Annotated in this window: 14 protein-coding genes; 9 read left to right on the top strand and 5 right to left on the bottom strand. The window is 62.2% G+C overall.

Annotated features, from left to right (window positions below):
* Positions 1 to 11 precede the first annotated feature (11 nt).
* The 4 genes from modC to ACJ8IP_RS11830 all read right to left on the bottom strand — a co-directional run bounded on the left by modC (position 12) and on the right by ACJ8IP_RS11830 (position 2847).
* Positions 12 to 1079, bottom strand: coding sequence for a molybdenum ABC transporter ATP-binding protein ModC (gene modC, locus ACJ8IP_RS11845; protein WP_033652350.1), 1068 nt, complete (start codon positions 1077 to 1079; stop codon positions 12 to 14).
* Positions 1080 to 1769 carry a molybdate ABC transporter permease subunit gene (gene modB / locus ACJ8IP_RS11840; RefSeq protein WP_033642225.1) on the bottom strand — a complete coding sequence of 230 codons (690 nt, stop codon included), beginning with the start codon at positions 1767 to 1769 and terminating at the stop codon, positions 1080 to 1082.
* Complete coding sequence (modA, locus tag ACJ8IP_RS11835) at positions 1766 to 2539, bottom strand: molybdate ABC transporter substrate-binding protein (RefSeq protein WP_187048711.1); 774 nt, start codon at positions 2537 to 2539, stop codon at positions 1766 to 1768. The genes modB and modA overlap by 4 nt, the downstream gene beginning before the upstream one ends.
* Before the next feature lie 158 nt (positions 2540 to 2697).
* Positions 2698 to 2847 (bottom strand): AcrZ family multidrug efflux pump-associated protein, encoded by a 150-nt coding sequence (locus ACJ8IP_RS11830; RefSeq protein ID WP_004939813.1) that lies wholly within the window; start codon positions 2845 to 2847, stop codon positions 2698 to 2700.
* Positions 2848 to 3039: 192 nt separating this feature from the next.
* Here ACJ8IP_RS11830 and modE point away from each other — a divergent pair, with 192 nt between their 5' ends.
* The 9 genes from modE to gpmA all read left to right on the top strand — a co-directional run bounded on the left by modE (position 3040) and on the right by gpmA (position 12097).
* Positions 3040 to 3831, top strand: a complete 792-nt coding sequence (gene modE, locus ACJ8IP_RS11825; protein WP_033652348.1) for a molybdenum-dependent transcriptional regulator — start codon at positions 3040 to 3042, stop codon at positions 3829 to 3831.
* 90 nt (positions 3832 to 3921) lie between these two features.
* On the top strand, positions 3922 to 5409 hold the full coding sequence (modF, locus tag ACJ8IP_RS11820) for a molybdate ABC transporter ATP-binding protein ModF (protein ID WP_342204913.1): 1488 nt from the start codon (positions 3922 to 3924) through the stop codon (positions 5407 to 5409).
* Between the two features lie 95 nt (positions 5410 to 5504).
* Positions 5505 to 6077, top strand: coding sequence for a cysteine hydrolase family protein (locus tag ACJ8IP_RS11815; protein WP_033642216.1), 573 nt, complete (start codon positions 5505 to 5507; stop codon positions 6075 to 6077).
* Positions 6078 to 6242: 165 nt separating this feature from the next.
* Entirely contained in the window at positions 6243 to 7061 is an 819-nt protein-coding gene (locus ACJ8IP_RS11810) for a CPBP family intramembrane glutamic endopeptidase (protein ID WP_033652347.1), read from the top strand.
* A 284-nt stretch (positions 7062 to 7345) separates the two neighbouring features.
* Positions 7346 to 8398 (top strand): galactose-1-phosphate uridylyltransferase, encoded by a 1053-nt coding sequence (galT, locus tag ACJ8IP_RS11805; RefSeq protein WP_187048709.1) that lies wholly within the window; start codon positions 7346 to 7348, stop codon positions 8396 to 8398.
* Positions 8395 to 9546 carry a galactokinase gene (gene galK / locus ACJ8IP_RS11800; RefSeq protein ID WP_042783872.1) on the top strand — a complete coding sequence of 384 codons (1152 nt, stop codon included), beginning with the start codon at positions 8395 to 8397 and terminating at the stop codon, positions 9544 to 9546. The genes galT and galK overlap by 4 nt, the downstream gene beginning before the upstream one ends.
* Positions 9540 to 10583, top strand: coding sequence for a galactose-1-epimerase (galM, locus tag ACJ8IP_RS11795; RefSeq protein WP_042783871.1), 1044 nt, complete (start codon positions 9540 to 9542; stop codon positions 10581 to 10583). The genes galK and galM overlap by 7 nt, the downstream gene beginning before the upstream one ends.
* Before the next feature lie 197 nt (positions 10584 to 10780).
* Complete coding sequence (locus ACJ8IP_RS11790; protein WP_033652343.1) at positions 10781 to 11128, top strand: PsiF family protein; 348 nt, start codon at positions 10781 to 10783, stop codon at positions 11126 to 11128.
* Between the two features lie 216 nt (positions 11129 to 11344).
* Positions 11345 to 12097 (top strand): 2,3-diphosphoglycerate-dependent phosphoglycerate mutase, encoded by a 753-nt coding sequence (gene gpmA / locus ACJ8IP_RS11785; protein ID WP_016928714.1) that lies wholly within the window; start codon positions 11345 to 11347, stop codon positions 12095 to 12097.
* Positions 12098 to 12143: 46 nt separating this feature from the next.
* On the opposite strand, the gene ACJ8IP_RS11780 is transcribed toward gpmA, so the two are convergent.
* Complete coding sequence (locus ACJ8IP_RS11780; protein ID WP_033652342.1) at positions 12144 to 13181, bottom strand: M48 family metallopeptidase; 1038 nt, start codon at positions 13179 to 13181, stop codon at positions 12144 to 12146.
* Between the last annotated feature and the right edge of the window lie 3 nt (positions 13182 to 13184).

Below are 13184 nucleotides of genomic sequence, written 5' to 3'. Positions count from 1 at the left end.
GAGGGCCCGCCTTAACGGCTCTCGCGGCTGATCGACACGCTTTTCACCTGCGCGTACAGCCACTGCCCGGGGCGGATCGCCAGTTCGTCTCGCGCCCAGGGCGTGATGCGCGCCCACAGCACGTGTTCCCCGACCGCCAGCTTCACTTCCACCTGCCCGTCCACGTCCAGACACTCGCTGACCTTGGCCGGCAAGACGTTGCGAATGCTGCTGTTGACCGGCGGCTGCAGCACCAGCGAGACGTCGGCGGCATTGATGCGAATGCGCAGCTGAGTGCCCAACTCGGCGTCGATGCCGCTGACCCACAGCCGCTGATCGCCGAGCGCCAGCGCGGTCATGGCATAACGTTGATGATGCTCAATCACGCTGACGCGCAGCACGCTGCTCTGATCTTCACGTTGCAGCCACGGCCGCAGCGCGCTGCTGGCCCAGACGGCTTCCAGCCCGCCGAACGCGCGCACCTCGCCGCGATCCAGCACCAACACCTGCTCGGCCAGGCGCAGGATCTCGTCCAGACTGTGGCTGACATAGAGGATGGGGATGTTCACGTCCTGCGCCAACCGCTCCAGATACGGCAGCAGCTCGCGTTTGCGCGGCAGATCGAGCGAGGCCAGCGGTTCGTCCATCAGCAGCAGTTCCGGCGCCGTCAGCAGCGCGCGGCCGATCGCCACCCGCTGTTTTTCACCGCCGGAGAGCGTCAGGGGCAGCCGATTAAGCAGCGGCCCGATGCCCAGCAGCTCGACGATGGTGTTGAACTGCGTACGCATGCCGGCCGCCATGCCGTACTGCAGGTTGCCGCGCACCCGATAGTGCGGGAACAGGCGCGCATCCTGAAACACATAGCCGATACGGCGCTTTTCCGGCGGCAGGCAGAGGCCCGCGGCGGTATCCACCAGCGTGCGGCCATTGAGCGCGATACGCCCCTGCTGCAGGTGGGTCAGGCCGCCGATGGCGTTGATCAAGGAAGTTTTGCCTGCGCCAGACAGGCCGAAAATCGCGGTGATGCCCTGCGCCGGCAAATCGGCGCGGACGTTGAGATTGAGGTCGCCCAGCTGCTGCGAGAAATCCAGCTCCAGCATTTACACCCCCATCCGTTTGCGGCCCCAGCGGGCCAGCCATTCGGACACCATCAGCGAAGCCAGCGACAGCACGATGGCGATCACGCACAGACGCGCGGCGGCGGCCTCCGCCCCCGGCGTTTCAATCAGCGTATACATCGCCAGCGGAATGGTGCGGGTTTCCCCGGGAATGTTGGAGACGAAGGTGATGGTGGCGCCAAACTCCCCCAGCGAGCGGGCGAAGGCCAGCACCACGCCGACAATGACGCCGGGCAGCGACAGCGGCAGCGTGATGGTGAAAAATACCCGCCACGGATTGGCGCCCAGCGTGCGCGCTGCCTGTTCCAGCCGGGTATCCACCGCCTCCAGCGCCAGCCGAATGGCGCGCACCATCAGCGGAAACGCCACCACCGCCGACGCCAGCGCGGCGCCGCGCCAGCTAAAGCTGAAGCTGAAGCCGAACCAATCGTACAGCCGCTCGCCGATGACGCCGCGCCGCCCCATGGCGATCAGCAGCAAATAACCGACCACCACCGGCGGGAGCACCAGCGGCAGGTGAATGACGCCATCGAGCAGCGCCTTGCCGGGAAAACGGCAGCGCACCAGCACCCAGGCCATCAGAATGCCGAACGGCAGGCTGCAGACTACCGCCAAACCGGAAACTTTCAGGCTCAGCTCAACCGCCTGCCACTCGTACTCGCTCAGAATCATTTACGCGGGGTGAATCCATAATGTTCGAAAATAGCGGCCGCTTCCGGGCTCTTCAAATAGGTATAGAAAGCGCTGACCGTCGGATTTTGACGATCTTTCACAATCGCCATCGGATATTCAACCGGTTTGTGGCTGTCTTCCGGGAACACGCCCACCACTTTCACCTTGTCGCTGGCGACCGCGTCGGAACCGTAGACGATGCCGAGCGGCGCTTCACCGCGCTCCACCAACGCCATCGCGCTGCGCACATTGTTGGCGCGCGCCAGTTTAGGCTCCAGCGCGCGCCAGGCGCCCAGATGCTCCAGCGCCTCTTTGGCGTAGATGCCGGCCGGCACGTGATCCGGATCGCCCACCGCCAGACGACCGCCGTTCAGCAGTTTGGCCCAATCAGTCTGCTTGTCGATGGCGATCTTGTCTTGTTTATCGTTCTTGGCGGCGATCAGCACCAGTTCGTTGCCCAGCAGCGTATAGCGGGTGTCTTTCACCATCTGCTGCTTGTCGATGGCGTAATCCATCCACTGTTGATCGGCGGAGATAAACAGATCGGCCGGCGCGCCCTGCTCAATTTGGCGCGCCAGCGTCGAGGACGACGCGAAGGAGGAAACCACCTGCACGTCCTTGCCTTTTTGATACTGGGTGGCGATGTCCTGCAGCGCGTTGGTCAGCGACGCGGCGGCGAACACGGTGATCTTTTCCGCCGCCGAGGCCTGAGCCACCAGGCCCGATGCCAACACGATCCCGCCAACCCATTGGGTCCATTGCTGTTTCATTGTTTTTCTCCGCAAGTTAACGTGCATTATCACTCTTCGTTATATAAAAAATAATATAACGTTGCGCGAAAGCTTGTCATGCGGTTTATCGGCAAAGCGTGAGATAACTTGAGGAATGCCCGCCGGGCGATGCCGACGGGTATCGGGATGGGGAACGGTCAGTGCTGGGTGCGGTTTTCTTTCGAACGGCCCACTTTGGAGAAGACGTTGAACACTTCGCCAAAACCGTAGATCAAGCCGAGAATGAGCGCCATGACCACCGGCACCATCACCACGGCGAATAACAGACTTTTCAATAATTCCAACATGATAGCCTCGCTTAACTGCCCATTGAGCGGCAAATGCCTTTCACCGCATATCAGGTTATTCTAACCCAAAAAATCGCTAAAACCGGAGTTATTTTAGCCAGCGAGGCGAAATTGTGATCGGCCAAACGTGCCCTTTGGCGCTTTGCCGCCAAATCGGCGACAATACGATTTTTGCCGCCGACAGGATGCGCTATGCAGGCCGAAATTCTTCTGACTCTCAAACTCCAGCAAAAGCTGTTCGCCGATCCGCGCCGCATCGCGCTGCTGAAACAGGTGCAGCACACCGGCTCCATCAGCCAGGGCGCCAAACTGGCGGGCATCAGCTACAAAAGCGCCTGGGACGCCATCAATGAGATGAACCAACTGGCGGAACAAACGGTGGTGGAACGCGCCACCGGCGGCAAAGGCGGCGGGGGCGCGCATTTGACGCACTACGGCCAACGGCTGATCCAGCTGTACGATCTGCTGGGCCAGGTGCAGCAAAAAGCCTTCGACGTGCTGCAGCAGGACGATCTGCCGCTCGACAGCCTGCTGGCGGCCATCTCGCGCTTCTCGCTGCAAACCAGCGCGCGCAATCAGTTTTTCGGCACCGTGATCGAACGCGACCACCAGCAGGTACAGCAGCATCTGGCGATCCTGCTGAACGACGGCAGCACTCGCCTGACGGCGGCCATTACCCAGCAAAGCGCCGATCGGCTGCAGCTGACGCCCGGCAAAGAGGTGCTGGCGCTGATCAAGGCGCCCTGGGTGCGTCTGAGCGTCGATGCGGCCGATAACGCCGACGCGGATAATGCGCTGGCGGGCGTGGTGGCCGGCATTCAGCCGGGCGCCGAACACAGCGAGGTGCTGGTGACGCTGGCGGGCGGCGAAACCCTGTGCGCCACCCTGACGACGGCGGAGCTGCAGCGCCTGCAGCTGAGCGTCGGCGACGCCGTACACGCCCTGTTCAACGCCGATCGGGTGATTGTCGCCACGTTGTGTTAAGCGCAACGTGATGTTGCGTTTTTGTTGATTGACATCACCCGGCAATGCGCCTATTTCTAAGGCAAATAATTGCAAAAAAAGGAACAGGTGATGTCGTCGTTGCACATTTCGCAAGGTTCATTCCGCTTGAGCGATACCCGCACCCTGGCGCTGGAAGCGCTGGCGATCCAGGCCGGTGAAAGCTGGGCCTTCGTCGGCGCCAACGGCAGCGGCAAATCCGCCCTGGCGCGCGCGCTGGCCGACGAACTGGTTCTGCTGCGCGGCGAACGCCGCAGCGACTTTCAGCATGCGGTGCGCATCTCCTTCGAACAGTTGCAAAAGATGGTCAGCGACGAGTGGCAACGCAACAATACCGATCTGCTCAGCGCGGACGAAGACGACACCGGCCGTACCGCGGCGGAGATCATTCAGGAAGAGGTGAAAGACGCCGCGCGCTGTGAGCGACTGGCCGCGCAGTTCGGCATTACCGCCCTGCTGACGCGCCGCTTCAAATACCTCTCCACCGGCGAAACGCGCAAAACCCTGCTGTGCCGCGCGCTGATGCCGCAGCCCGACCTGCTGATCCTCGATGAACCTTTCGACGGGCTGGACGTGCACTCGCGCGCGCAGCTCGCCGCACTGCTGAGCGAGCTTTCCGCCCAGGGGCAAACCGTGGTGCTGGTGCTCAACCGTTTCGACGAAATACCGGATTTTGTCCGGCAGGTGGGCGTGCTGGCGGACTGCACCCTGACCAACCGCGGGCCGCGCAGCCAGGTGATGGCGGACGCGCTGGTGGCGCAGCTGGCGCACAGCGAAAACCTCAGCGGGCTGGCGCTGCCGGAAACGGAGGATCCGGCGCATAAAGTGGCCCTGCCGGCGGATCGTCCGCTGATCGTCCTGCGTGACGGCGTGGTCAGCTATAACGATCGGCCGATCCTCAATCATCTCGACTGGCAGGTTAACCCTGGTGAACACTGGCAGATCGTCGGCCCAAACGGCGCCGGCAAATCCACCCTGCTCAGTTTGATCACCGGCGATCACCCGCAGGGCTACAGCAACGATCTGACGCTGTTCGGCCGCCGCCGCGGCAGCGGGGAAACCATCTGGGAAATCAAACGCCATATCGGCTACGTCAGCAGCAGCCTGCATCTGGATTATCGCGTCAACACCAGCGTGCGCAACGTGGTGCTGTCGGGGTTCTTCGATTCGATCGGCATTTATCAGGCGGTCTCGGATCGCCAGCGGCAGCTGACCGAGCAATGGCTGGCGCTGCTCGGGCTCGACGGCGCGCGCGGTGACGCCCCGTTCCACAGCCTTTCCTGGGGCCAACAGCGGTTGGCGCTGATCGCCCGCGCGCTGGTGAAGCACCCGGCGCTGCTGATCCTCGACGAGCCGCTGCAAGGGTTGGATCCGCTCAATCGCCAGCTGGTGCGCCGCTTCATCGACGTGCTGATCGGTCAGGGCGCCACGCAGCTGCTGTTCGTTTCGCACCATGCCGAAGATGCGCCGCAGTGTATCACCCACCGCCTCAGCTTCGTGCCCGACGGCGAGGGCGGCTACGGCTATCAACACCAGCGGCTGGAGGCAGCCTCCGTCTGAAACGCGGCGTAAACATATCCGGCAACACTTCACCGCAGCACATCACATTTGGCCTTTTATCATAGAAAGAAAGAAGGCCATTTTCTGGAGACGCCATGTCCGCTGCGTTGATTATCATCGACCTGATCGAGGATCTTATCGGGCCCAAAGGCCGCGCCAACCACTGCCGTGAACAGGTGGCGGCGACCCACCTGCTCGCCAACGTCAATGCCGCCGCGGCCTACGCGCGGGTGCGAAAAATCCCGGTAATTTGGGTGCGGGTGGGATTCGCCGACGATTATCATGACATCCCGCCTCACTCGCCGCTGTTCAACCATCTCAAGCAGATCGGCGCGCTGCGGCTAAACGGCCCGGGATGCCGCTGGGTGCCCGAACTGCACCGGGAAGAGACCGATCTGCAGTTTGAAAAAACGGCGGTTAGCGCCTTCTCCGGTAACAATTTGTTAGCCTGGCTGCGGCAACATCGGTGCCACCATTTGCTGCTGGCGGGCATCAGCACGCCGCTCGCCATCGAAAGCACCGCGCGTCAGGCGCACGACGCCGGCTTTCAGGTGACCGTATTGCACGATCTGTGCGCAGCCCCTACGCAGGAGATCCACCAGCAGAGTCTGGATACCCTGCAAAATCTGGCCGAAATCACCCGTTCGCAGGCCTGGATGAGAGGCTAAGCTGCATCGCCGCCGGTTGTGTCGGCCGGCATAATGCACGAATGCATCACTGCCCCGACCTTTAGCGTCATTCTGGTGTGCTACTATCCGCTTTAGCGCTCAATTTCGCCATCATCGCACGCCGCAAAGGCGCTGAGCGCCGTGTACATATTTAAGGGATATATTATGTGGGGCGTACTGGCTGCTTCGTTATTTTTCTTGCCGTTTAACCGGCTGATAGCCTGGGTGATCCTGGCCGCCTCGGCGGGCATGGGGCTTTATCATGGGGTGCTGACGCCACTCAGCCTGGGTTGCCTGTTGGCCATCGTGGCGCTGGCGGGTCTACGTCATTATTTTCGCGCGCAACGTAATCTGGCGATCGCGCTCGAAGGGTTGGTGATCGCCGGCTGCGTGGCGCTGTTCTTGCATCTGGTGCCGGGCATCCACAACCAGCTGATGATCGACGGCGAAAAGGCCGGCCCGCTCAGCGCACCGTTCACCATGTATTACAACTTCGACAAGGCGATGGTACCGTTCCTGCTGTTCGCCTGCTTGCCCACATTGTTTTCCGCCGAACGCGGCGGCAACGGCGGCAAGGCGGGCTGGATTGCGCTGCTGCTGGCCGTCCCGGCGCTGTTGCTGCTGGCGGTGGCGCTGGGCGGCTTAAAAATCGAGCTGCATGCGCCCGCCTGGATCCTGCCCTTCGTCATGGCGAACCTGTTCTTCGTCTGCATGGCCGAAGAAGCGCTGTTTCGCGGCTACCTGCAGCAGCGCCTCAGCCAGTGGCTGGGGGCCTGGCCGGCGCTGATCGTCGCCTCCCTGGTGTTCGGCGCCGCGCATCTGGCGGGCGGTACGTTGATGGTGATCTTCGCGACCCTCGCCGGGGTGATCTACGGCCTGGCGTGGATGTGGAGCGGCCGTCTGTGGGTGCCGATTCTGTTCCATTTCGGACTGAACCTGACCCATCTGCTGTTCTTCACCTACCCGCTGTATCAGCATCCCTAACGTCTGACACCGGCAGAGAGCGCTTCTCTGCCGGTGGCTGGATGAAAACGCTATCACAAGCGCCTCACCGCCCCGCCATCAACCGCTTTGCATGCTGCTTTACGCCGCCTGTCCGGCGCTTTTCACTGAAGTGTAAACGATTCCATTTTTCGCGTTGGATCACCTTTTTATCGCTGTAGCCATGCTATCTTTTTGCGCATTGACCACTCCCTGTTCAGCAATGGGCGTATCAAGACGGTAATTGGAAGCGATTACACCCTCGTCGACGCCAAGAAAGGAACCGTATGACGGAATTTAACCCTATCGACCATCCGCACCGCCGCTTTAACCCGCTGAGCGGCCAGTGGGTGCTGGTCTCACCGCACCGCGCCAAGCGCCCCTGGCAGGGCCAACAGGAGAGCGTCCCCACGGCAACGCTGCCGGCGCACGATCCCGACTGTTTCCTGTGCCCGGGCAATGCGCGCGTCACCGGCGATCGCAATCCGGAATATCGCGGCACCTATGTCTTTACCAACGATTTCGCCGCGCTGATGAGCGATACGCCGCCGGCGCCCGACAGCCACGATCCGTTGATGCGCAGCCAGAGCGCGCGCGGCGTCAGCCGGGTTATCTGCTTCTCTCCCGATCACAGCAAAACCCTGCCCGAACTGACGCTGCCGGCGCTGGAGCAGGTGATCGCCGCCTGGCAGGCGCAAACCGAGGAGCTGGGCAAGCACTACCCCTGGGTGCAACTGTTCGAAAACAAAGGCGCGGCGATGGGCTGCTCCAACCCGCACCCGCACGGACAGGTCTGGGCCAACAGTTTTCTGCCGAACGAGGCCGAACGCGAAGATCGCCTGCAACACGACTATTTCCGGGAACATGCCTCCCCGCTGCTGCTGGACTATGCGCAGCGCGAGCTGGCCGCAGGCGAACGCATCGTGGTGAACACCGAACACTGGCTGGCGGTGGTGCCCTACTGGGCCGCCTGGCCGTTTGAAACGCTGCTGCTGCCGAAAACGGCGGTGCAGCGCATCACCGATCTCAGCGCGGCGCAAAGCCGCGATCTGGCGCTGGCGCTGAAGAAGCTGACCAGCCGCTACGACAACCTGTTCCAGTGCTCGTTCCCCTATTCGATGGGATGGCACGGCGCGCCGTTCAACGGCGCCGACAACCGGCACTGGCAGCTGCACGCCCATTTCTATCCGCCGCTGCTGCGTTCAGCCAGCGTGCGCAAATTTATGGTCGGTTACGAGATGCTGGCGGAAACCCAGCGTGACCTGACCGCCGAACAGGCCGCAGAGCGTCTGCGCGCCGTCAGCGATATTCATTACCGTGAAGCCGGAGCCCAAGCATGAGCCTGAAACCGCTTACCCATTCCCTGTTTACCGAACACTTCGGCTATGCGCCGGCGTTGACCATCCAGGCGCCGGGGCGGGTGAACCTGATCGGCGAGCATACCGATTACAATGACGGCTTCGTGCTGCCCTGCGCCATTGATTACCAAACCGTTATCGCCTGCGCCAAGCGCGACGACCGTCAGATCCGCGTGCTGGCCGCCGATTATCAGAATCAGCAGGATCAATTCTCGCTCGACGATCCGATCGTCAGCCATCCCGACCAGCGCTGGTCCGACTATGTCCGCGGCGTGGTGAAGCACCTTCAGCGCCGTAACGCCGATTTCGGCGGCGCGGATCTGGTGATCGCCGGCAATGTGCCGCAGGGCGCGGGGCTCAGCTCCTCCGCCGCGCTGGAAGTGGCGGTGGGCCAGGCGCTGCAGGCGCTCTATCAGCTGCCGCTGGACGGCGTGGCGCTGGCGCTGAACGGCCAGGAGGCGGAGAACCAATTCGTCGGTTGCAACTGCGGCATCATGGACCAGCTGATCTCCGCGCTCGGCCGGCGCGACAGCGCTCTGCTGATCGACTGCCGCTCGCTGGAGACCCGCGCGGTGCCGATGCCGGACAGCGTGGCGGTGGTGATCATCAACTCCAATGTGCAACGCGGGCTGGTGGACAGCGAATACAACACCCGCCGCAAACAGTGCGAAGAAGCGGCGCGTTTCTTCGGCGTCAAGGCGCTGCGCGACGTCAGCCCCGAACAGTTTGCAGCGCGTCAACATGAGTTGGATCCGTTGGTGGCCAAGCGCGCGCGCCATGTCATCAGCGAGAATGCCCGCACGTTGGCGGCGGCCGATGCGCTGGCGGCCGGCGATCTGCAACGCATGGGCCGGCTGATGGCGGAGTCTCACGCCTCGATGCGTGACGACTTTGAAATCACCGTGCCGCCAATCGATCGGTTGGTCGAGATTGTCAAAGCGACCCTCGGCCCGCGCGGCGGCGTGCGCATGACCGGAGGCGGCTTTGGCGGCTGCATCGTCGCGCTGATGCCACAGGACCTCGTGGAAACGGTGCGCGCCGCCGTGGCGCACGAGTATCCGCTGCAAACCGGCGGATTGCGGGAAACGTTTTACGTCTGCCACGCTTCGCAGGGGGCCGGCACATGCTGACGGTGAGCACGGAAGCGGCGCCCGATGGGCAGCCTTACCAGCTGACGCGGCTGCAAAACGCCGGCGGCATGACCGTCACCCTGATGGACTGGGGCGCCACCTGGTTGTCCGCGGTATTACCGCTCACATCCGGCGAAAAACGCGAGCTGCTGCTCGGCTGCCGCAGCGCCGCGGACTATCAACGTCAGGGCGCCTATCTGGGCGCCACCGTTGGCCGTTACGCCAACCGCATCGCCAATGCCAGCCTGCCCATCGACGGTAAATCCCATGCGCTGCTCGCCAATCAGGGCGCGCACCAGTTGCACGGCGGCCCCGACGGTTTTCATGCCCGCCGCTGGCGCCGGGTACAGCAGGATGCGCACCAGGTCTGCTATGCGCTGCATTCAGCGGATGGCGATCAGGGCTTCCCCGGCAATCTCGACGTGCAGGTTTGCTACCGCCTGACCCCCGATAATCGTCTGGAAATCAGCTATCTGGCGCAGGCCGATCGCCCCTGCCCGGTCAACCTGACCAACCACGCCTATTTCAATCTGGACGGCCCCGGCACCGACGCCCGCGCCCAACGGCTGCAGCTGTTCGCCGATCGCTATCTGCCCGTCGACGCCGAGGGCATTCCCTGCGCCGAGCTGACGCCGGTGGACGGCAGCGGCATGGATTTTCGTCAACCGAAAACGCTGCTGCAGGATTTCCTGCGCGATCGCGACCAACAGCGGGTCAACGGCTACGATCACGCCTTTCTGTTGCACCGCATCTGCGGCGCGCTGGAAAGCCCGGCGGCCCATTTATGGTCCGCCGACGGCCAGGTGCAAATGAGCGTGTTCACCGACGCACCTGCGCTGCAACTCTACAGCGGCAATTTTCTGGCCGGCACGCCGGCGCGCGACGGCGGCAGCTATGCCAACCATGCCGGCGTGGCGCTGGAAAGCGAGTTTTTGCCGGACAGCCCGCACCATCCCGAGTGGCCGCAGCCGGATTGCTGGCTGCAGCCGGGGAGCCGCTACCGCAGCGCCACGCATTATCAGTTTTATCCTATCTAACCCGCCATGCCCCTCGCCGTGCGGCCGGGGGCGATTTGTTATAAATGCTTACCTTTTAGCCCTATCCCCCCGCCGGCGCCCACCTTCCCTTATTCCAAAGCGCGCACTACACTCAGGCTACCGTGATAAGCACAACGCCTTGTGCAACGTCACAATTTTCGGCCGATGGCGGCCAATCAATAGCTGAAGGAACACCTATGCGTCTGATTACTGCACTTCCATTGCTGGCGGGCTTAATGCTGAGCACCAATCTGATGGCGGCCGACGCGACGACGGCGACGAAAACGCCTTCGCCGGCGCAGGCGGCCCAACAGAAACGCATGACCGATTGCAACCAGCAGGCATCCACCAAGTCGCTGAAAGGCGCGGATCGCTCCACCTTTATGAGCACCTGTCTGAAATCCGAAGGCGCCGCTGCGACGGGCAAAACCCTGACGCCGCAGCAGCAGAAGATGAAAACCTGCAACGCCGACGCCAAGACCAAGGATCTGAAGGGCGACGCGCGTAAAACCTTCATGAGCAACTGCCTGAAAAAATCGGCCTGATTCTCCCTCTGCCACGGCGCGTCCGAAGCGATTCCGACGCGCCGTTTCTCCCCCTTCCGCCTCAGGCTGAACGATTCAGCTTTTTCCTTTCTCCAGCCCTTACTTTGCGGCAAGAAATTGGCTATGGTTAGACACTATCGATTGCCGAGCCCCGGCCCGCGGCAATATAATGATTTTCGTTATCATTGAAATGTCAGATTATTAAGGAGTTAAGCTATGGCTGTAACTAAGCTGGTTCTGGTGCGTCACGGCGAAAGCCAGTGGAACCAAGAAAACCGCTTCACCGGTTGGTATGATGTTGATCTGTCCGACAAGGGCCGCACCGAAGCGAAAGCAGCAGGCAAGCTGTTGAAAGAGGAAGGTTTCACTTTCGACTTCGCTTACACCTCCGTACTGAAGCGCGCGATCCACACCCTGTGGAACATCCTCGACGAGCTGGATCAGGCCTGGTTGCCAACCGAAAAATCCTGGAAGCTGAACGAACGTCACTACGGCGCGCTGCAGGGTCTGAACAAAGCCGAAACCGCTGAAAAATACGGCGACGAGCAGGTAAAACAATGGCGTCGCGGCTTCGCGGTGACCCCGCCGGAGCTGACCAAAGAAGACGAACGTTACCCTGGCCACGATCCGCGCTACGCTTCACTGAGCGAGCAAGAGCTGCCGCTGACCGAAAGCCTGGCGCTGACCATCGATCGCGTTATCCCTTACTGGGACGAAGAGATCCTGCCACGCATCAAGAGCGGCGAACGCGTGATCGTTGCGGCGCACGGCAACTCGCTGCGCGCGCTGGTGAAATACCTGGATAACCTGAGCGAAGACGAAATTCTCGAGCTGAACATCCCAACCGGCGTGCCGTTGGTGTATGAGTTCGACGAGAACTTCAAACCAACCAAACGTTACTACCTGGGTAACGCCGATGAGATCGCTGCAAAAGCGGCGGCCGTGGCGAACCAGGGTAAAGCGAAGTAATTTCGCCCGTTCACGAAAAAGCCCCCGGTGAAAACCGGGGGCTTTTTTATTTCTGCTGCGCCATCGCCTCATTTACCGCATCCAGCCGTTCCTGCATCGCCGGATGAGTGCTGAGCCAGGCAGGCAGCGCCCAGTCATCGGTCTTTTCTCGTTCAGGCGCCTGTGCCAACGCGCGGTAGATCGCCGCCATTTCCGCCAGCGAACGCCCCTGGCGCTGCATTTCCGCTATCGCAAACGCATCCGCCTCACGCTCCATCCCGCGAGAAAACTGCATCTCATTTACGAAGGATGCGGACTGCAGCAACGTGTCGCCGATGCCGCTGACGTCACCCGTCATCCACATCAGCGTCAATGCCACCAGTGACGAGCGCACCAACATGCGCATCGGATGGCGATAAGCGTGATGCCCCATTTCGTGCAGCATCACCGCCGCCAAGCCATCGTCGTTTTTCGACAAGGTGACCAGGCTATCGCTGAGCACCAGCGTGCCGTCCGGCAACATAAAGGCGTTCGGCGCGCCGGGCGCCGCCATCAACTTCAGCGAGAGCGGCGTGCGCTCTTGGCGCATGTCGGCCGGCATCACCTGCCGGAACAGCTGCTGCAGCGCCCGTTGCCGCTCGGCCGGCAGTGCCGAGGGCGCGAAGCCGCTCTGCTCCAAGAACGTCTGCGTATGTTCGCCCAGCTTCTGTTCCACCGAGGTGGGGATGCGCATGGCGATCTCGCTGCTCGCCCACGGCAGCACCACGTAAACGTAAGCCACTACCGCCAACAGCGTCATCAGCAGCGCCAGGGCGACGCCGCGTTTATGGCGTTCCAGGCGATGCACCCACCCCGGCGAACGGCGCTGATAGAACCAGCGGCGAAAGGCCGCGTCGTCGTCGGGCACAAAGCGCCCGCCCCCCTTGAAGGTGAGCGTCAGCGGAATATTGCCCAGCGCGGCAGAAACGGTGATGTCCGTCAGCGGGATGTAACGCTGTTCATCCTGCCGCTGCAACGTCACGCCTTCGCCGCTTTCGTTCACCAGCAGACGAGCCGCCTCACGTGCGGCCCGCCCCGGCAACTGATAAGCGCCTTCAAGGATCATCGG

This window comes from Serratia sp. CY52157 (assembly GCF_052168495.1).
Taxonomy (GTDB): domain Bacteria; phylum Pseudomonadota; class Gammaproteobacteria; order Enterobacterales; family Enterobacteriaceae; genus Serratia; species Serratia ureilytica.
The sequence above is the reverse complement of the archived record's forward strand: the minus strand, read 5'-3'. Positions and strand labels throughout refer to the sequence as shown.

Bases quoted from the DNA above. Each gene is read 5' to 3' on its own strand.
- modC (WP_033652350.1), bottom strand. From the start codon at position 1,079: ATGCTGGAGCTGGATTTCTCGCAGCAGCTGGGCGACCTCAATCTCAAC.
- modB (WP_033642225.1), bottom strand. From the start codon at position 1,769: ATGATTCTGAGCGAGTACGAGTGGCAGGCGGTTGAGCTGAGCCTGAAA.
- modA (WP_187048711.1), bottom strand. From the start codon at position 2,539: ATGAAACAGCAATGGACCCAATGGGTTGGCGGGATCGTGTTGGCATCG.
- ACJ8IP_RS11830 (WP_004939813.1), bottom strand. From the start codon at position 2,847: ATGTTGGAATTATTGAAAAGTCTGTTATTCGCCGTGGTGATGGTGCCG.
- modE (WP_033652348.1), top strand. From the start codon at position 3,040: ATGCAGGCCGAAATTCTTCTGACTCTCAAACTCCAGCAAAAGCTGTTC.
- modF (WP_342204913.1), top strand. From the start codon at position 3,922: ATGTCGTCGTTGCACATTTCGCAAGGTTCATTCCGCTTGAGCGATACC.
- ACJ8IP_RS11815 (WP_033642216.1), top strand. From the start codon at position 5,505: ATGTCCGCTGCGTTGATTATCATCGACCTGATCGAGGATCTTATCGGG.
- ACJ8IP_RS11810 (WP_033652347.1), top strand. From the start codon at position 6,243: ATGTGGGGCGTACTGGCTGCTTCGTTATTTTTCTTGCCGTTTAACCGG.
- galT (WP_187048709.1), top strand. From the start codon at position 7,346: ATGACGGAATTTAACCCTATCGACCATCCGCACCGCCGCTTTAACCCG.
- galK (WP_042783872.1), top strand. From the start codon at position 8,395: ATGAGCCTGAAACCGCTTACCCATTCCCTGTTTACCGAACACTTCGGC.
- galM (WP_042783871.1), top strand. From the start codon at position 9,540: ATGCTGACGGTGAGCACGGAAGCGGCGCCCGATGGGCAGCCTTACCAG.
- ACJ8IP_RS11790 (WP_033652343.1), top strand. From the start codon at position 10,781: ATGCGTCTGATTACTGCACTTCCATTGCTGGCGGGCTTAATGCTGAGC.
- gpmA (WP_016928714.1), top strand. From the start codon at position 11,345: ATGGCTGTAACTAAGCTGGTTCTGGTGCGTCACGGCGAAAGCCAGTGG.
- ACJ8IP_RS11780 (WP_033652342.1), bottom strand. From the start codon at position 13,181: ATGATCCTTGAAGGCGCTTATCAGTTGCCGGGGCGGGCCGCACGTGAG.